This is a genomic window from Nonomuraea antri, assembly GCF_013283785.1.
Taxonomy (GTDB): domain Bacteria; phylum Actinomycetota; class Actinomycetes; order Streptosporangiales; family Streptosporangiaceae; genus Nonomuraea; species Nonomuraea antri.
Genome location: NZ_JABCPZ010000240.1, coordinates 1 through 16,436, shown reverse-complemented (window position 1 = coordinate 16,436; position 16,436 = coordinate 1). Strand labels below are relative to the sequence as shown.

At 69.8% G+C, this 16,436-nt stretch carries 19 protein-coding genes and 1 riboswitch; of the genes, 8 read left to right on the top strand and 11 right to left on the bottom strand.

Going from position 1 to position 16,436, the window contains the following annotated elements; all coding sequences use genetic code 11:
* Nucleotides 1-288: 288 nt before the first annotated feature.
* Nucleotides 289-1,197, top strand: coding sequence for a hypothetical protein (locus tag HII36_RS45680; RefSeq protein WP_217370774.1), 909 nt, complete (start codon nucleotides 289-291; stop codon nucleotides 1,195-1,197).
* A gap of 19 nt (nucleotides 1,198-1,216) precedes the next feature.
* Here the strand turns inward: HII36_RS45680 and HII36_RS45675 are convergent, their stop codons facing one another.
* Genes HII36_RS45675 through HII36_RS45665 form a run of 3 tightly spaced genes read right to left on the bottom strand, consistent with a single transcriptional unit; the run spans nucleotide 1,217 to nucleotide 2,966 of the window.
* Nucleotides 1,217-1,804, bottom strand: coding sequence for a GNAT family N-acetyltransferase (locus HII36_RS45675; RefSeq protein WP_217370773.1), 588 nt, complete (start codon nucleotides 1,802-1,804; stop codon nucleotides 1,217-1,219).
* Between the two features lie 44 nt (nucleotides 1,805-1,848).
* On the bottom strand, nucleotides 1,849-2,466 hold the full coding sequence (locus HII36_RS45670) for a hypothetical protein (protein WP_173529621.1): 618 nt from the start codon (nucleotides 2,464-2,466) through the stop codon (nucleotides 1,849-1,851).
* 5 nt (nucleotides 2,467-2,471) lie between these two features.
* The gene (locus HII36_RS45665; RefSeq protein ID WP_173529620.1) at nucleotides 2,472-2,966 is read right to left on the bottom strand and encodes a Kelch repeat-containing protein; all 495 of its coding nucleotides are present in this window, start codon (nucleotides 2,964-2,966) and stop codon (nucleotides 2,472-2,474) included.
* Between the two features lie 276 nt (nucleotides 2,967-3,242).
* Nucleotides 3,243-3,394, top strand: a riboswitch (cyclic di-AMP (ydaO/yuaA leader).
* A 12-nt stretch (nucleotides 3,395-3,406) separates the two neighbouring features.
* Here HII36_RS45665 and HII36_RS45660 point away from each other — a divergent pair.
* A complete protein-coding gene (locus tag HII36_RS45660) occupies nucleotides 3,407-4,045 on the top strand; it encodes a CHAP domain-containing protein (protein WP_173529619.1) in 639 nt (212 codons plus the stop codon).
* A 122-nt stretch (nucleotides 4,046-4,167) separates the two neighbouring features.
* Nucleotides 4,168-4,839: a helix-turn-helix domain-containing protein gene (locus tag HII36_RS45655; RefSeq protein WP_173529618.1), complete on the top strand. Its 672-nt coding sequence runs from the start codon at nucleotides 4,168-4,170 to the stop codon at nucleotides 4,837-4,839.
* A 48-nt stretch (nucleotides 4,840-4,887) separates the two neighbouring features.
* Here HII36_RS45655 and HII36_RS45650 read toward each other — a convergent pair whose 3' ends face one another.
* Both HII36_RS45650 and HII36_RS45645 read right to left on the bottom strand, forming a co-directional pair.
* Complete coding sequence (locus HII36_RS45650) at nucleotides 4,888-6,546, bottom strand: TlrC/CarA/OleB/SrmB family ABC-F type ribosomal protection protein (protein ID WP_173529617.1); 1,659 nt, start codon at nucleotides 6,544-6,546, stop codon at nucleotides 4,888-4,890.
* 53 nt (nucleotides 6,547-6,599) lie between these two features.
* Entirely contained in the window at nucleotides 6,600-7,472 is an 873-nt protein-coding gene (locus tag HII36_RS45645) for an SDR family oxidoreductase (protein ID WP_173529616.1), read from the bottom strand.
* Between the two features lie 119 nt (nucleotides 7,473-7,591).
* Between HII36_RS45645 and HII36_RS45640 the strand changes: the two genes are divergently transcribed.
* A complete protein-coding gene (locus HII36_RS45640; protein ID WP_173529615.1) occupies nucleotides 7,592-8,206 on the top strand; it encodes a TetR/AcrR family transcriptional regulator in 615 nt (204 codons plus the stop codon).
* A gap of 18 nt (nucleotides 8,207-8,224) precedes the next feature.
* Here the strand turns inward: HII36_RS45640 and HII36_RS45635 are convergent, their stop codons facing one another.
* Nucleotides 8,225-8,674, bottom strand: coding sequence for an Lrp/AsnC family transcriptional regulator (locus HII36_RS45635; RefSeq protein ID WP_173529614.1), 450 nt, complete (start codon nucleotides 8,672-8,674; stop codon nucleotides 8,225-8,227).
* Between the two features lie 126 nt (nucleotides 8,675-8,800).
* Between HII36_RS45635 and HII36_RS45630 the strand changes: the two genes are divergently transcribed.
* Together HII36_RS45630 and HII36_RS45625 are read left to right on the top strand one after the other, a co-directional pair.
* Nucleotides 8,801-9,688: a phenylalanine 4-monooxygenase gene (locus HII36_RS45630; RefSeq protein WP_173529613.1), complete on the top strand. Its 888-nt coding sequence runs from the start codon at nucleotides 8,801-8,803 to the stop codon at nucleotides 9,686-9,688.
* Nucleotides 9,689-9,760: 72 nt separating this feature from the next.
* Nucleotides 9,761-10,636 carry a serine hydrolase gene (locus HII36_RS45625; protein WP_328808189.1) on the top strand — a complete coding sequence of 292 codons (876 nt, stop codon included), beginning with the start codon at nucleotides 9,761-9,763 and terminating at the stop codon, nucleotides 10,634-10,636.
* 3 nt (nucleotides 10,637-10,639) lie between these two features.
* Here HII36_RS45625 and HII36_RS45620 read toward each other — a convergent pair whose 3' ends face one another.
* From HII36_RS45620 to pstS, 5 genes are read right to left on the bottom strand one after another with little or no spacing between them, the layout of a single operon-like run.
* Entirely contained in the window at nucleotides 10,640-11,329 is a 690-nt protein-coding gene (locus tag HII36_RS45620; RefSeq protein ID WP_328808188.1) for a response regulator transcription factor, read from the bottom strand.
* A gap of 26 nt (nucleotides 11,330-11,355) precedes the next feature.
* Nucleotides 11,356-12,132, bottom strand: coding sequence for a phosphate ABC transporter ATP-binding protein PstB (gene pstB, locus HII36_RS45615; RefSeq protein WP_173529610.1), 777 nt, complete (start codon nucleotides 12,130-12,132; stop codon nucleotides 11,356-11,358).
* Nucleotides 12,133-12,147: 15 nt separating this feature from the next.
* Nucleotides 12,148-13,020, bottom strand: a complete 873-nt coding sequence (gene pstA / locus HII36_RS45610) for a phosphate ABC transporter permease PstA (protein WP_173529609.1) — start codon at nucleotides 13,018-13,020, stop codon at nucleotides 12,148-12,150.
* Complete coding sequence (pstC, locus tag HII36_RS45605; RefSeq protein ID WP_173529608.1) at nucleotides 13,017-13,997, bottom strand: phosphate ABC transporter permease subunit PstC; 981 nt, start codon at nucleotides 13,995-13,997, stop codon at nucleotides 13,017-13,019. Before pstC ends, pstA begins: the two co-directional genes overlap by 4 nt.
* Before the next feature lie 6 nt (nucleotides 13,998-14,003).
* Entirely contained in the window at nucleotides 14,004-15,119 is a 1,116-nt protein-coding gene (pstS, locus tag HII36_RS45600; RefSeq protein WP_173529607.1) for a phosphate ABC transporter substrate-binding protein PstS, read from the bottom strand.
* A gap of 141 nt (nucleotides 15,120-15,260) precedes the next feature.
* Between pstS and HII36_RS45595 the strand changes: the two genes are divergently transcribed.
* Entirely contained in the window at nucleotides 15,261-15,734 is a 474-nt protein-coding gene (locus tag HII36_RS45595) for a low molecular weight protein-tyrosine-phosphatase (RefSeq protein WP_173529606.1), read from the top strand.
* Nucleotides 15,735-15,763: 29 nt separating this feature from the next.
* Complete coding sequence (locus tag HII36_RS45590; protein ID WP_173529605.1) at nucleotides 15,764-16,243, top strand: low molecular weight protein-tyrosine-phosphatase; 480 nt, start codon at nucleotides 15,764-15,766, stop codon at nucleotides 16,241-16,243.
* Nucleotides 16,244-16,436: the final 193 nt, after the last annotated feature.

Sequence of the window (16,436 nt, the reverse complement as noted above, 5' to 3'; positions counted from 1 at the left end):
TTAAGCTTCTCTGCGCCGATGGTACTGCACTCGGGAGGGTGTGGGAGAGTAGGTCGCCGCCGGACAATCTTTTGGGGAGGGCCCCACGTATCCTTCGGGTGCGTGCGGGCCCTTTCCGCATTTCCGGCCTGGGCAGCTCCGGTGGTAAATCTGGTGCGGGCGGGCTGGTCGTCCGCCAGCATGGGGTGGATGGGCGATCGGGGCAGCGGAGAGCAGACGTCGTCGGCGGCCGAGGGGGTCGGTCCCTGGCTCGATCGGGTTTTGCGTGAAGGCGCCACTCCTGGGTTGTTGAGCGCGCTTGCTGAGCGGCTTTCTCCCGCCGATCTGCAGACCCTGTTACTGGAGGTCTACCGTCGGCGCGCGGCCGCGGTGACACCGAGCGGGCTCCTGCGAGCCTACGAGCGCAACCGTTTCACCAGGCCCTCGGCGCTGGACCCGGGTGAGTTGGCGCGGCTGACGGCGTTCATGTACGGACGCCTGGCCCGGCACGGGTTCGCCGGCGTGGAGCTGTCACCGGTATGTCCGCTGGGCACCAGCTCGGCGGTGGCCACCGTGGCTCAGGACAAGGTGGTCACGACCGTCCGCAACACCGAGGTCGTCTCGGACGCCACCAACGTGCTGGCGCTGGAGTGCGCGGTGCGTCGCCGGGAGCTGCTGCGGGACGATCCGCGCGCACGGCGACGAGTCAGGCTGGCGAGCATCCATCGGGTCGTGCGTGCGCAGAAGTTCGCGGGGCCGGGCATGTCAGCGCACTTCGCGCTGCTGGCGCTGGCCACCGCGGGCCGGGACGAGGGCTCGTTCTCGTTCGAGACGGGGACGCTGGCCGAGCAGATCCGCGTCCACCTCGACCTCCTGGAGAGCGTCGGTGAGCTCGGGTATCGGATCGCCGCGATCCGCGTGCTCGTCACCGATCTGACCGGAGGGCGGCATCGGGAGGTGCTGCGCGAGCAGGTCCTCGACCGGCTCGCATCGGCGCATCCTCGGATCGGGTTCGCCTTCGACGACGGTCGCGAGAGCGGGCGCGGCTACTACCGCGGCGCGTGTTTCGAGATCCGCGCCGTGACCCCTGAGGGCGACGAGTTCAACCTCGGCGACGGCGGATTCACCGGGTGGAGCGCGGAGCTGCTCGGCAACGCCAAGGAACGCCTGCTCATCAGCGGCCTCGGCCTTGAACGACTCTGCGAGCGGTTCCGGTAGCCGGCCGATCGCTCGCCCGTCATCTCTGTGTCGTCGCGGGCTCGGGGGTGCCGTACCGGCGCCAGACCAGCTCGATCCCGCTGTCGCTGGGCGCGAGCGGGGGCGCGGCCGGGCGGCGGTCGAACTGGGTGAAGCCGGCGCGTCCGGCCACCGCGCCGCTGGCGGTGTTGGCGACGTCATGGACGATCTCGACATAGGCCACGTCCGGCAGCATGAGTGCCTGCTCGGCCATGCTCGTCGCGGCCCGGCTCGCCACACCGCGACCGGTCGCCGCCGGATGCAGCCAGTACCCGAGCTCCCGGCCGGCGGGATCGTCCCCGGTGGAGATCGAGCCGCAGCCGACGACCGCGCCGCGATGCATGAGGGCGTAGTCATACGCCTCGCCGCTGTCCCACCGCGGCTCGCAGCGGGCGAGGAAGCCGGTCGTGGCCGCCGGGCTGTGTCCTGTCACCCAGGGCATCCAGGGGCGCAGATGGTCCAGGGACTCCTCGATCAGCCGGTACAGGACGTCGAAGTCCTTCTCGGGGCGTTGCCAGCGCCGCAAGGAGATCTCGCCGTGCACGATCAGCGCCTCGGGCCGGTGTCGCATGAGGTCGATGATCGTCAACGAGCCGCCTCTGGCGCAACGGCCACCTGGCCGTTGTCGCCGAGTTAGTCGGGTGGCGTGATCTGCCAGCCGAGGGGCGCGTTCACGTCGCCGCCACAGGAGTTGCCGCCCCAGACGATGAGGGACGTTCCCGTCCACACGCTGGTCGACTCGCCGCAGCGGTGGTCGGAGTTGTCCCGGTCCACCTCCACCGTCTCGGTCGCGAGCACGTAGCGGTTGATACCGGACGAGGTCATCGCGAGCGGTCCGGCACGGGTCCAGAAGAGTGAGTAGCCGCTGGTCTGGTCAGGCAGGTCGAGGTCGATCGGGGCGGACATGCCGTCGACGGCGGTGAAGGGTTGCCTGTCCTCGCCCTCTGGGTCGTCATACACCTCCAGGTGGAAGTAATCGAGGATGCTGCCGTCCTGTTCCTCGATCAGATACCAGAGCCTGGACTCGCCGTCGAAGGCCATGCCCAGGCCGGTGATCGGGCTGTCTCGGGGGAAGCCGCCCAGGCTCTCGGCGGAGCCCCTGCCGGGGTCGAGGATGGTCCAGTCGATGAGGCGGTCGCTCTCCAGACTGGTGGCGACGATGCGGCCATCCGCCGCGGTGAGGTCGTGGATGGGGCCGTTCGTGGCGTAGGTGTCCCATCGGTCGGCGACCGTGTCATAGTCCAGGATCATGCTTTCTACGGCGATCGCGACATGCCCGGGACGGCGGTGGCGCGGGCGTCGAGTTGCCAGAACGAACTGGGAGACTGCGCGATCGTACGCCACCTGCCGCTCGCCGGGTTGTAGGCGGCGGCGTCGCCGAGCGGGGTTATCCCGGTTTCTGTGGGCTTGGCCGTGCCGCCCCAGATGATCATTTCCTTACCCGTCCAGGCGGCCGAATGGTGGCTGCGGGGCTGGATGGGCGCACGGGGCAGATGTGGCCACATGTTGCGTGACGGGTCGTAGGCGGCGCCGTCGCCGAAGGTTCGGCGGCCGTCGTCGCCGCCCCAGACGAGCATCTGGGTGCCCGTCCAGACGGCCGTGTGATGGCTGCGTGGGGCCAGCGCGGCGTCGGAGAGCGGAGTGACCTGGCGCGGCTCGAAGCCGGCCGGCTCGCCGAAGACGCGGGTGGCGAGCACGACGACGGTGACGATGAGCACGGCGCTCAGTGTCATCCGGGCTCGGCTGCTCATGGGCACGAGGCTACTGGGCGCGTGGGGTTTCCGATGGGCGTTCGATGCCGGGTCTGTGGACGTCCCTTGGGCTGGGAATTACCCGGGCCGGGGGTGTGTTGTACATGGCTGGATGCGCGAGATGCCCTCATCTGGGCCCGGCATCCTGGATCGCACTTTGCGAGCGCTTTACCGGATTTGCCCTGCTTTTTGAGCAGAGGTTACCGTTGAAGCATCTTCGGTCGACGTCTCGAGCCAACAGCGCCGGATGACGTCCCGATCCCTTCGCACAGGATCGTCCTGTGCCCGCTGAATCCATCACCGATGGAACCGGGGACCCACGTGTCCGTAAAAGGGGTGAATCGACACCGCCCGCCAGGGCCACGTCGTAGGGCAGCTTCCACGCCCGAACCCGTCAGCTAACCCGGTAAGCGGCATGGAAGCTAGGAGTCTTCTGCCTGATGGCCACCGCCCGTCTCACCTCCCGCATGCCCAAGTTCCTCAGCCACGCCGTCCTCGGCGCCGGAGTCATCGCCTCCGCCCTGGGCGCCAACGCCGTCACCGCCCACGCCGACCAGGCCGCCAAGCCTGAGGAGGCGAAGGTCAAGGTCAGCGCCGCTCAGGTGCTCGACACCGCCCGCTCGCAGGTGGGCGTGAAGGAGAACGCCCAGGGTGGCGGCACCAAGTTCCAGCAGTGGTACGCCTCCTCCACGCGTGGTGGCGAGACCGCGGCCCGTGACGGCGGCGCCCGCGCCGACTACCTGAATGCCGCCTGGTGTTCGATGTTCGTCTCCTGGGTCGGTGAGCACACCGGCGCCCGCGCCCAGATCGGCTGGGACGCCTACACCGTCTCGCACGCGAAGTGGTTCAAGGACAACGGCCGCTTCGGCAGCCAGGCCAAGCCCGGCTCGGTGGTGTTCTTCTCCTGGAAGGGCGGCAAGGACCTGAGCGACATCCAGCATGTCGGCTTCGTGGTCAAGGACAACGGTGACGGCACGATCTCCACGATCGAGGGCAACACCGGCAACGGCAAGGTCGAGGAGCGCAAGCGTCCCACCAGCCAGGTCGTCGGTTACGGTTACCCGAACTACGCCGCCTGACAAGTACATGAAAGCGCGCATCCCGCCACGGGGTGCGCGCTTTCGCGCGTTCCGGGGCGGCCGGGCCTGGCCGGGGTACGTTGAGCAGTGGACCTGACTGCGGGGGAGAGGGCCGAAAGCGCATGTCACGCTACTTGACGACGGTCTGGGGCCTGGGGCGCAGGATCGCCTCGCGCCGCGACGAGCTGAACCTCAGGAGGGAAGAGCTGGCGCGGCGGGCCGACGTACCGCTCGCCTACCTCCGATACCTCGAAGAGCAGACGGTGGAGTCGATGCGCGACACCGTCGCGAGGATCGCCGACGCGCTCGACATGACCATCGACGAGCTGATCGGCGAGGCCGCCGACGTTCCTTCGGGGAGCGGGGAGGCGGGGCCGCACCCGACGATGGTCCACCTGGACGAGGCCGAGAGCATGCGGCTGCTGACGGCCGGCGGGGTGGGCAGGATCGGGTTCACCGGCAGCTCGGGGCCGCTGGTGCTGCCGGTCAACTTCCAGATCCTGGACGACGACATCGTCTTCCGCACCGCCACCGGCGGCGAGATCGACGCCGAGCTGCACGCCGGGCCGGTGGAGTCCGCGCACACGGTGGCGTTCGAGGTGGATCGCATGGAGGAGCTCACCAGGAGCGGCTGGAGCGTGCTGGTCCAGGGCTCGCTGCGGCACCTGACGGACGACGAGCACGCCGCCGCCGTCGCGTCGGCGGTGGAGCCGTGGGTGGGGGGCGAGAGGCACGAGTACCTGGGCATCACGCCGGAGCGGGTGAGCGGGCGGCGGATCATGGCGGGAGGATGACCGGCCGGCGGATCGGGGCCGGGGACGACCCCCGGCCCCGACCGGCGGTCATGCGGCCTGAAGTGCGGTGGCGTGGCCGGCGTGGAGCGACAGGTGCGAGCCGGTGAAACGGGCCCGCATCAGCCGGTCGTGCGTGACGATCACCAGCGCGCCTCGATACGACGTCAACGCCTCCTCCAGTTCCTCGATGAGCGCGGGTGACAGGTGGTTGGTCGGCTCGTCCAGCAGCAGCAGGTCGACCGGGTCGCTGACCAGCCGGGCCAGCTCGATCCGCCGGCGCTGACCGTACGAGAGCGTTCCGACGCGACGGCCCAGGTCGGACGGCCGGAACAGGCCGAGTGACAGCAGCCGCTCCGCGTGCGCGTCCAGGTCGCCGCCGCGTCCTTCGGCGTAGGCCCGCAGGACGGTCAGCTCGGGCGACCACGGCGTCTCCTCCTGGCGCAGGTGCCCGACCCGGCCGCGAACGCGGACGGAACCGGCGTCCGGCCGCAGCTCACCGGCCAGGACCCGCATGAGCGTGCTCTTGCCGGCCCCGTTCGGGCCGGTGACGAGCAGGCGCTCGGCCGGCGCGAGACGCAGCGACGGCAGGTGCAACCGGCCGTCCACGTGCACGTCCACCAACTCGGCCACCACGGCGGGAGACCCCGCGAGCGTCCCGGTGCGAGGCGCGACCGGGTCGAGGTGGGCGGTGAAGACGAGCGGGTCGGGCGGCGGCGCGACCGGGTTGACGGTGAGCCGTTCGACCCTTTCCTTGGCGTTGCGGATGCGGCTCATCGCGCCGTGCCCACGGTCACGCCGGCGGAACGCGCCGTGCCCGAAGACCGCCATCGGCGACTTGCGTGGGATGCCGTCGAGCCGGGCCGCGTTCGACTCGGCCAGCCGCCGGTTGCGGGCCAGCTCGGCGCGCCAGTCGGCGTACTCCTGCAATCTGCGCCGCCGCTCGGCGGCCTTGGCGGCGAGGTAGCCGTCGTAGCCGTCGCCGTACCTGGTCACCCGGCCGGCCTCGACCTCCAGGATCGTGGTCGTGAGACGGTCGAGGAACACCCGGTCGTGGGTGACCGCGATCACCGTCCCGCGATGGGCGCGCAGGTGTGCCTCCAGCCAGGCCACGGCCTGGTCGTCGAGGTCGTTGGTGGGCTCGTCGAGCAGCAGCAGCTCGGGCTCCGCGGCGAGCGTGGCGGCCAGGGCCAGCCGGGCGCGTTCGCCGCCGGACAGCGTGCCGAGCCGTCGGCGCCGGTCCAGGCCGGGGAGTCCGAGGCCGTGCAGCGCGAGGTCCACGCGGGTGTCGGCCGCGTAGCCGTGGCGGGCCTCGTAGCGGTCGACCAGCTCGCCGTACGCCTCCAGCGCGGTGTCGAGCGTGTCGCCGGCGCCGGACGCGAGGTGCGCCTCCGCCCTGCGCAGGTGCGCTTCCAGCTCGCGCAGGTCGGCCAGGGCCAGGTCGACGGCGTCCTGGACGGTGGCCGTGCCCGGCAGCTCCAGCGTCTGGGCCAGGTGGCCGACGCCGCCGGGAGCGACCACGGTCAGCTCGCCGTGGTCGGGCCGCACGTCCCCCGAGAGGAGCTTGAGCAGGGTCGACTTGCCCGCGCCGTTGTCGCCGATGACGCCTACCTTCTCGCCCGGCTTGACGGTGAAGGAGACCTGGTCGAGCACGACGTGGTCGTCGTAGCGCTTGGTGATGCCCTGGAGGGCGAGTTGCGCGGTGGTCATAGGAGAGTCCCCTTTCGTCGTGGTGATGGCGGCCGGGCAGGCGGGTTGCGGGGTTATGACTGGTGTCCTCCGTATCCGTCGGGGGTGGGGGTGGCCTGCTCGGCGGCGCGGCTGGTCTCCTCCCAGGCCGCCCAGGTGGCCAGGCGCTGACGCGTGACGTCCACGGCCACGTCGTAGATCGCGCTGCCGAGCAGCAGGCGCAGCGGCGGGTCGTCGCTGTTCACCAGCTTCATGATCGCCTCGGCGGCCAGGTGCGCCGGGCTGTCCACCGAGCCCGCGGCGTAGCGGCGCTCCATCTCGGCGCGCAGCGGGGCGTAGGCGTCCATCGGCTCGGTGGCGACCAGCCCGGACGTGTACAGCTCGGTCCAGTAGCCGCCGGGCTCGACCATGGTGACCTTGATCCCGAACGACTCGGCCTCGGCGGCCAGGGCCTCGCTCATGCCCTCCAGCGCGTACTTGCCGGCGCTGTAGATGCCGGTGAGCGGGCCCGAGGTGAGGGCGCCGATGCTGGAGATCTGCAGGATGTGCCCGGACCGCCGCGCCCGCAGATGGGGCAGGACGGCCTGGGTGACCCACAGCGCGCCGAAGAAGTTGGTCTCCAGCTGGGCGCGGGCCTGCTCTTCGGTGAACTCCTCGATCATGCCCATGGCGAGGTATCCGGCGTTGTTCACCACGATGTCCAGCCTGCCGAAGCGGCGCACGGCCTCGTCGACGGTGGCGTGGACGGCGGCCCGGTCCGTGACGTCCAGCGGGAGTGCGAGCAGGCGCTCGCCGTACTGGGCGGTCAGCGGGTCGAGCGTGGAAAGGGTCCGGGCGACGGCCACCACGCGGTCGCCGGCGGCGAGCGCGGCCTCGGTGAAGGCCCGGCCCAGCCCGCGGCTCGCTCCGGTGATGAACCAGACGCGATCGGAAGAGGTGGTGGTCAAGGCTTGCTCCTTAGATATCTGCGAGACGGACCGTCTCGTCTTGCAGAACTGAACTGTACAAGGTTTCGGCGAGAATGCAAGACGAACCGTCTCGTCTTGTTTGAGGTACGCTCGTCCGCATGACAGAGCAGCGCAAGAAACCGCAGGCCGCGCGGCGCAGCGAGGCCACCCGCCAGGCCATCCTGGAGGCCGCGTTGGAGCTGATCGCGGAGGTCGGATACGCCAAGCTGAGCATCGAGGGCATCGCGGCCAGGGCCGGGGCGGGCAAGCAGACGATCTACCGGTGGTGGCCGTCGAAGGGGGCGGTGCTGTTCGACGCGCTGCTGATGCTCGCCGACGTGCAGGTCGAGGGCGCTGAGCAGGTCGAGTTGCCCGATTCGGGGGATCTGGCGGCCGATCTCAAGCTCGTCCTGCGGGCCACGGTCGACGAGCTGACCGATCCGCGCTACGACCTGCCGATGCGGGCGCTGGCCATCGAGATCCTGGTGGATCCCGTACTGGCCGCCGAGTACCGCGAACGCCTCGACGAGCCGGTCAAGGAGCTCAAGCTGCGTCGGCTCCGGGCCGCCCGCGCGGCCGGGCAGCTCGATCCGGACGTCGATCTGGACCTGGCGGTGGAGCTGGTGTGGGGGCCGTTGCGCAGCCGGTGGCTGCACCGCGAGGGGCCGCTGACGCACGAATACGCGGACGCGGTGGTCGAGGCCGCGCTGACCGGCCTGCGCCCGCGCGCCTGAGCGGCACCGGCCGGCCGGTCAGTCCAGGAGCAGCGGTTCGATCCGGTACGGGATCTGGGTGGACAGCGAGATCGTGGTGTCCGTGCGCTGCACCGCGGGCGAGGCCAGGATGTGCGCGATGATCTCCTGCAGGTGGTCGGTGCTCCTGGCCACCACCCGGCACAGCAGGTCGTGCTGGCCGCTCGTCCCGTGCACCTCCAGAATCTGCGGGACGTCGCGCAGCGCCACCACCGCCTCGGCCAGCCGGCCCTGCGCGATCTGCAGCCAGACGAACGCCAGGATCGGGTACCCGGCCTGCGCCGGCGAGACGGTCGGGCCGAAGTCCTCGATCACGCCACGGGCGGTCAGCTTCTCCACCCGGGCCTGGACCGTGCCGCGGGCCACGCCGAGCAGGCGGGCCAGCTCGGTCAGGCCGACGCGGGGATGGGCTCGCATGGTCACGAGCAGTCTGGCGTCCAATTCGTCCATGGCTGCGTCCTTTGCGGCTGTGCGATTCGACCAGAAATTTCGGTATTTGTCGCGCTGAACCCAGCGTATCGCGCAGTCAAACTGCTCGCTCTTGCCAGCAAAACCGGGATTTGCTGTTATCTCTGCATGTTTGAGGAAGCGCAGTACTTCGCTCCGATCTCGGCCCAGGACGACGGGTCGGTGGTGGTGGAGCTGGCCGCGTCCCATCCGGGATTCGCGGACCCGGTCTACCGTGAGCGGCGCAACGCGATCGCCGGGCTCGCGCTGAACCACCGCCCGGGCACGCCCATCCCCACCGCGGAGTACACCGACCAGGAGCACGCGGTCTGGGAGCTGGTCATCAGGGAGCTGGCGGTCAAGCACGCCACGTACGCGACCGCCGAGTACCTCGACGGCGCCGCCAGGCTCGGCCTGCCGCGCGAGCGGATCCCGCAGCTCGAAGAGGTGTCGGACCTGCTCGAACCGCTGACCGGCTTCCGCTACCTGCCGGCCGCCGGGCTGGTGCCGCTGCGCGACTTCTACGGGGTGCTCGACGACGGGTACTTCCATTCGACGCAGTACATCCGCCACCACTCCGTGCCGTTCTACACCCCGGAGCCGGACGTCATCCACGAGGTGATCGGGCACGCCAACGCCCTGGCCCACCCCCGGTACGCCGACCTCTACCGCCAGGCGGGCGCCGCGGCCCGCCGGGTCGAGGGCGAGGAGGCGCTGGAGTTCGTGTCCAAGGTGTTCTGGTTCACCCTGGAGTTCGGGGTGATGCGGGAGTCCGGCGAGCTCAAGGCGTACGGGGCGGGGATCCTGTCGTCGTACGGGGAGATCGAGGAGTTCCGCGGGATGGACATCAGGCCGCTGGACCTGGCGGCGATGGGCACCACGCACTACGACATCACGAAATATCAGGACGTGCTCTTCCAGGCCGACTCGCTCCAGCATCTGGAGGACGTCGTGGGTGACTTCTGGGCCACGTGTGACGACGACCTGATCGCCAAACTCATCGAGACGGGCGTCTAGCGGCTTATCTCGATTTTTCGTGATAATGCACGGATGATCGCGGGCGGGGGGCGGGTGTTACCACGGGTACTCGTGGTGCTCGCCCTCCTGCTGCATCTGGCCATCACCCCACGCCTCGCCCCACCCACCGCCCGCCCGTCCGCCGCTTCGGGTAGCCCTGCGGATCCCGTGCCCGCCGCTCCTCTGCTTCCTGGTCCCGAGCGTCCGGAGCCGGTGGCGGCGTTCGTGCCGTTTCCCGCCGTCCCCGCGGACGCCGGCGCCCGGCGGCCGGTCCCGCTGGAGCGGGCCCGCACCAGCACGGCGGCGCCGAAGAGCCCGGTCAGGAAGATCCCGGCCAAGGAGATCACCCGGCGTCTCGACCGCTACCTGGCCGCCAGACCGGGCCCGGTCACCGCGATGGTCAAGGACCTGACTACCGGCCGTCTCTACCGCTACCACCGCTCGACGCGCCTGATCACCGCCAGCACCGCCAAGGTGCAGATCCTGATGGCCCTGCTGCTCAGGACGCCGTGGCGGAAGCTGCCCAAGGACGTCCGGCGCGACGCCGAGATCATGATCCGCTACAGCGACAACCACGCCGCCGACCGCCTGTGGCTCCGCGTCGGCGGCGCGCCCGGCTTCACCAAGGCGGGACGGAGGTTCGGCCTGCGTCACACGCAGGGGATCCCCGGTGACTGCGTCGACCTGTACTGCTGGGGCATCACCCCGACCTCCGCCGAGGACCAGGTCCGCCTGCTGGCCGCACTCGCCCGGCCGAAGAGCCCGCTCAAGGCCGCGGACCGCGAGCGCGTGCTCAAGCTGATGTCCGAGGTCGTGGCCGGGCAGGACTGGGGCGTCAGCGCCGTCGCCGTCCTCACGGAGAACAGCCCCGAGGTGGGGTACGGGATCGCGACCGTCGAGGGCATCGTCGAGCGGATCATGCCGTCGTTCCGGAAATGTCGGAAATAGGTGTCAGGTGGGCAATCCCGGCGTGACCAGCCGGTACCCCACCCCCCGGACCGTCTGGATCAGCCGGTCGTCGTCGTCACCCAGCCGCGCCCGCAGCCGCTTCACGTGCACCGCGATCGTGTTCGTCGAGGTCGTCGCCGCCGCGTGCCACACGTGCCGCATGATCTGCTCGCGGGTCACCGTCTTGTCGGCGTTGCGCATCAGGTACTGCAGCAGCTCGAACTCGCGCAGCGGCAGGTGCACCACCCGGCCGCCGACGCGTACCTGATAGGCCTGGACGTCCAGCTCCACGCCGCCCACGACCAGCAGCTTGCGCGACTCTGGCGAGGCCGCCTGGATGAACGGCAGCAGCTCGGGCACCCGGTAGGGGCGCGCCACGCAGGCCGCCGCTCCCGCGGCGAGCGCCTGCACCGCCTGCTCGGCGTGCCCCTCGCCGACCCCGAGCAACACCGGTACGGCCCTGGCGAGCCGTACCGCGCGAACGAACTCGACCGCGTCGATGACGGGCAGTGTCGCCGAGACGAGCACGACGTCCGGCTGCAGCGCGCCCGCCTGCAACAGCCCCTGGGCGCCGTCGGGCGCGCCGGTGACCGCCACGCCCTCGCGTTCCAGTGCCGTCGCCAGGTCCTCCACCACCGTCTTGTCCGGATCGGCGATGAGCAGTACGGGCTTGGTCCTCGTGTCCCCGTTCACAATGGATGCCGCCTGCCGGGTGGTCATCAGCCGAAGCGCCCGGTGATGTAGTCCTCGGTCGCCTTCTGGGAGGGATTGGTGAACATGCGGGAGGTCTCGTCCATCTCCACGACCTTGCCGGGCTTGCCCTGCTCGGCCAGGTTGAAGAACGCGGTCCTGTCGCTGACCCGGGCGGCCTGCTGCATGTTGTGCGTGACGATGACGATCGTGTACTCGTCCTTGAGCTTGACCATCAGGTCCTCGATGGCGAGCGTGGAGATCGGGTCGAGCGCGGAGCAGGGCTCGTCCATGAGCAGGACCTGCGGCTTGACCGCGATGGCGCGGGCGATGCACAGACGCTGCTGCTGACCGCCGGACAGGCCGGCGCCGGGCTTGTTCAGCCGGTCCTTGACCTCGTTCCAGAGGTTGGCGCCCTTGAGCGACTCCTCGACGACGCCGTCCATCTGGGACTTGGAGATGCGGCCGTTGAGCCGGAGCCCGGCGGCCACGTTCTCGTAGATCGACATCGTCGGGAACGGGTTGGGCCGCTGGAACACCATGCCGATCATGCGGCGCACCGAGACCGGCTCGACGGTGGGGGCGTAGAGGTCCTCGCCGTCGAGCAGCACCTTGCCTTCCACGCGTGCGCCGGGGATGACCTCGTGCATGCGGTTCAGCGTGCGCAGGAACGTCGACTTGCCGCAGCCGGAAGGGCCGATGAACGCGGTGATCGAACGCGGCTCGATGGTCATCGAGACGTCCTCGATGGCCTTGTGCCCGCCGTAATAGGCGTCGAGGCCCGAGACCTGGATCTGCTTGGACATTGTGGCGATTACCCCCTATCGGCCCCTGGCGGGCGACCGCCACCAGGCGATCAGGCGCGCCACCAGGTTGAGCAGCATGACGATCAGGATGAGCGTGAGGGCTCCGGCCCAGGCCCGGTCGATGGCGGTGTCGCTGGGACGGCCCGCCTGGTCGAACACCAGGAGTGGGAGGCCCATCTGCGGCCCGTTGAACGGGTCGTTGTTGATGGAGTCGGTGAAGAACACCGTGAGCAGCAGCGGCGCCGTCTCGCCCGCGACACGCGCGACGGCCAGCATGACGCCGGTCACGATGCCGGTGAACGCGGTCGGCAGGACGACCTTCACGATCGTCCGCCACTTGGCCACGCCCAGCGCGTACGAGGCCTCGCGCAGGTCGTTCGGCACCAGGCGGAGCATCTCCTCCGCCGATCTGACCACGGTCGGCATCATCAGGATCGACAGGGCCATCGCGCCGGCGAACCCGGAGTACGGCAGGCCCAGGAACAGGATCCAGAAGGCCAGCACGAACAGACCGGCGACGATGGACGGGACGCCGGTCATGACGTCCACGAAGAAGCTGATGGCCCGGCTCAGCCGGCCGCCGTTGCCGTACTCGACCAGGTAGATAGCCGTGAACAGGCCGATCGGGACCGAGATGGCCGAGGCGAGCAGGATCTGCTCCAGCGTGCCGATGATGGCGTGGTAAGCGCCGCCGCCGGCGTCGCGGGCGCCGATGTTCCGCATCGAGTGGGTGAGGAATTCCAGGTCGAAGCGGGCCATGCCGTTCGAGATCACCAGCCACAGCACCGACACGAGCGGCACCACGGCCAGCGCGAACGCCAGATAGACCAGCACCCGGACGAAGCGGTCCTTCATCCGGCGGCCGGTGGAGATGTGCTGAATGGTCATGCTCCGGCCCTCGCGTACTCCTTGCGGCGGTTGATGACCAGGCGGGCGGCCGTGTTCACCAGCAGCGTGATGACGAACAGCACCAGACCCGAGGCGATCAGCGCGCCGCGGCCGATCGGGGTGATCTCGCCGAAGCCGTTGGCGATGTTGGCGGCGATGCTGTTGGCGTGCGGGGTCAGGATCTCGAAGGTGATGTCGAAGGTCGCCGGGAAGATCAGCGCGACCGCGATGGTCTCACCCATCGCGCGGCCCAGGCCGAGCATCGCGGCGCTGATCACGCCGGGCCGGCCGAACGGCAGCACCGCCATCCTGATCATTTCCCACTGGGTGGCGCCCAGGGCGAGCGCGGCCTCCTCGTTCATCTTCGGCGCCTGGAGGAAGACCTCGCGGGAGATCGCCGCGATGATCGGCAGGATCATGATCGCCAGGACGATGCCGCCCGCGAGCATGGTCTTGCCGCCGATCGCGCCTTCGCCGGCGAACAGCGGGAACCAGCCCAGGTGCTCGTTCAGCCACTGCGACGGCGTGCGCAGCAGCGGCACCAGGAAGGCCAGGCCCCACAGGCCGTAGACCACCGACGGCACCGCCGCCAGCAGGTCGACCAGGTAGCCGAGCGGCGAGGCCAGCTTGCGCGGCGCGTAGTGGGAGATGAACAGGGCCACGCCGACCGCGATCGGGGTCGCGATCACCAGCGCGATGGCCGAGCTGAGCACGGTGCCGAAGGCGAGAGCGGCGATGCCGAAGACCTGGTCACCGTTGGGGTTCCAGGTCAGGTCGGTGAAGAAGTCGCCCTTGTTGGCCCGCAGAGCCGGGATGGCCTCGGCGATGAGGAAGACGGCGATGGCCGTCATGATCCCCAGCAGCACGATGCCCGCGCCGGTCGACAGGTAGCGGAAGGGACCTTCGCCATGGCTGCGCCGCGAGGCGGACCGGCGCGTGGCCGGCCCGCCTCCACGGGTACGAACGTTGGTCGTCATGGGGTGTTAGGAGATCGCGTCCACGGCGGCGCGGACCTTGGTCAGCAGCGCGCCGGAGAGCGGGGCGTAGCCCAGCGTCTTCAGCTCCGACTGGCCCGCGTCACTGGCGGTGTAGGTGAGGAACGACTTGACCAGCTTGACCTGGTCGGCCGGCAGGCCCTTCTCGCAGGTGATCTCGTACGTCACCAGGACGATCGGGTAGGCGCCCGGGGTCTTGGTGGCGTAGTCGATGCCCAGCTTGAGGTCGTTGCCGGTGCCCTTGATCTCGGCGGTCTCGACCGTCTTGGCCGCGCTCTCCGGCGTCAGCTCCACGAACTCGCCCGCGCCGTTGGCCACCTTGGCCTTCTGGAGCTGGGAGTTCTCGGCGTACGAGAGCTCGACGTAGCTGATCGCGCCCTCGGTGTCCTTGATCGAGGAGGCGATGCCGTCGGAGCCCTTGGCGCCCTGGCCCTTGGCCTCGGCGGGCCAGGCCTTGGCCGGCTCGTACGGCCACTCGGCCGTCTCCTTGAGGAACTTCGTGAAGTTGTCGCTGGTGCCGGACTCGTCGGCCCGGTGGAAGGCCTGGATCGGCGTGGACGGCAGCTTGGCGCTGGGGTTGTCGGCCTTGATGGCCGCGTCGTCCCACTTGGTGATCTGGCTGTTGAAGATGCCGGTCAGCGTCTTCGGCGACAGCTGCAGGCCGTCGACGCCGGGCAGGTTGTAGACCACCGCGACCGGGCCGGTCACCATCGGGATGTTGATGGCCTTGCCGGTCTTGCAGCGGGCGTCGGCCGCGGCGGGCTCGCCCTTGTCGTCCTTGAGAGCCGAGTCGGAACCCGCGAAGGCGACCGTGCCCTGGATGAACGCCTGCACACCGGCGCCCGAGCCGCTGGGCTGGTAGTTCAGGCTGACGCCGGAGTTCTGCGACTGCCAGGTCTGCTTCCACTGGTCGATCGCGTTGGCCTGGGCCGAGGACCCGGCGGCGTTGATCGAGCCGCTCAGACCGCTGTCGTTGCCGGCGGCGGTGGCGCTGGCGGTGTTGCTCGCGTTCGCGCCGCCAGGGGTGTTGTTGTCTGTGCCGCACGCAGCGAGCGAGAGCGCGCCGACGACGGCGACGGCGGCGAGCCGGCCTGCATACTTCACGGTTTTGGGTCCCTCCACTTGGTCCTTAGTCGCCATGAAGCTATGCAGCGAAAGTGACTCAGACCCCCTATGGCGGGTGAACGTTCGGTGAACGCGCCTGGTCACCCTCATGAGTGGCCATGGGGGCACATGATGGGAGGCATGGCGTATCGCATCTGTGTGGTGTGCATGGCGAACTACTGCCGTTCGCCGATGGCCGAGGTGGTCCTGCGCGCGAAACTGGCCGCACACGGGCTGGACGGACGGGTGATCGTGGAGAGCGCCGGGACCGAGGGCTGGTTCGCCGGATCGGGCATGGACGAGCAGGCGCTGGAGACGCTGACCAGGTTCGGCTACGACGGGTCCGCGCACCGGGCCAGGCAGTTCGCGGAGGACTGGTTCGGCCGCTATGACCTGGTGCTGGCCATGGATCGGGTGAACCAGTCCGCGCTGCGGAGACTGGCCCCCGCGGGGGCGCACGTGCGGCTGTTCAGGTCCTTCGACCCGTCGGCCCCTGAAGGGGCGGAGATGCCCGATCCGTACCGGCGGGGCGAGGCCGAGTTCGAGCGCGTGTTCGGGCTGATCGAGTCGGCGGCGGAGGGGATCGCCGGTCACCTGGCGCGGATCGTTCGGTGAACGTGGCTGGTCAGCCTCATGATGGAGACATGACTTATCGCGTATGCCTGGTGTGCATGGGGAACATCTGCCGTTCGCCGATGGCGGAGGTGGTGCTGCGCAAGACGCTCGCCGACCGCGGCCTGGCCCATCGCGTCATCGTCGAGAGCGCGGGGACGGGCGGCTGGCACGTCGGTGACCCGATGGACGAACGGGCGCTGGAGACGCTGACCAGGTTCGGCTACGACGGGTCCGAGCACCGGGCCAGGCAGTTCACCGAGGACTGGTTCGACCGCTACGACCTGGTGCTCGCCATGGACCGCGACAACGTGTCCAACCTGCGGCGGCTCGCGCCCGCCGGGGTGGAGGTGCGGCTGTTCCGCTCGTTCGACCCCGCGGCGCCCGAGGGCGCCGAGGTGCCCGACCCCTACTACGACGGGCGCGAGGGGTTCGAGGAGGTGCTCGCGCTGGTGGAGGCGGCCTCGGTGGGGGTGGCCGAGCACATCGCGGACGAGATCGGCGACGAGTGAGGGTGGTGACGAACGCGGGCGGCGACGAACGCGGGTGGCGACGAATGCGGGTGGCGACGGATGAGGGTGGCGATGAATGCGGGTGGCGATGAATGCGGGTGGCGATGAATGCGGGCGGCGATGAATGAGGGTGGCGGCGGATGAGGGTGGTCGAGGAGCTGGGGGCGTCGCACGGGTGGCGGCTCCAGCGGGG

What these genes read in the sequence shown, in the direction of transcription:
- HII36_RS45635 (WP_173529614.1), bottom strand. Translation starts at nt 8,674, where the DNA reads ATGGACGAATTGGACGCCAGACTGCTCGTGACCATGCGAGCCCATCCC.
- pstA (WP_173529609.1), bottom strand. Translation starts at nt 13,020, where the DNA reads ATGACCATTCAGCACATCTCCACCGGCCGCCGGATGAAGGACCGCTTC.
- HII36_RS45660 (WP_173529619.1), top strand. Translation starts at nt 3,407, where the DNA reads ATGGCCACCGCCCGTCTCACCTCCCGCATGCCCAAGTTCCTCAGCCAC.
- HII36_RS45655 (WP_173529618.1), top strand. Translation starts at nt 4,168, where the DNA reads ATGTCACGCTACTTGACGACGGTCTGGGGCCTGGGGCGCAGGATCGCC.
- HII36_RS45640 (WP_173529615.1), top strand. Translation starts at nt 7,592, where the DNA reads ATGACAGAGCAGCGCAAGAAACCGCAGGCCGCGCGGCGCAGCGAGGCC.
- HII36_RS45665 (WP_173529620.1), bottom strand. Translation starts at nt 2,966, where the DNA reads ATGAGCAGCCGAGCCCGGATGACACTGAGCGCCGTGCTCATCGTCACC.
- pstB (WP_173529610.1), bottom strand. Translation starts at nt 12,132, where the DNA reads ATGTCCAAGCAGATCCAGGTCTCGGGCCTCGACGCCTATTACGGCGGG.
- HII36_RS45650 (WP_173529617.1), bottom strand. Translation starts at nt 6,546, where the DNA reads ATGACCACCGCGCAACTCGCCCTCCAGGGCATCACCAAGCGCTACGAC.
- HII36_RS45590 (WP_173529605.1), top strand. Translation starts at nt 15,764, where the DNA reads ATGACTTATCGCGTATGCCTGGTGTGCATGGGGAACATCTGCCGTTCG.
- HII36_RS45630 (WP_173529613.1), top strand. Translation starts at nt 8,801, where the DNA reads ATGTTTGAGGAAGCGCAGTACTTCGCTCCGATCTCGGCCCAGGACGAC.
- HII36_RS45595 (WP_173529606.1), top strand. Translation starts at nt 15,261, where the DNA reads ATGGCGTATCGCATCTGTGTGGTGTGCATGGCGAACTACTGCCGTTCG.
- pstC (WP_173529608.1), bottom strand. Translation starts at nt 13,997, where the DNA reads ATGACGACCAACGTTCGTACCCGTGGAGGCGGGCCGGCCACGCGCCGG.
- HII36_RS45670 (WP_173529621.1), bottom strand. Translation starts at nt 2,466, where the DNA reads ATGATCCTGGACTATGACACGGTCGCCGACCGATGGGACACCTACGCC.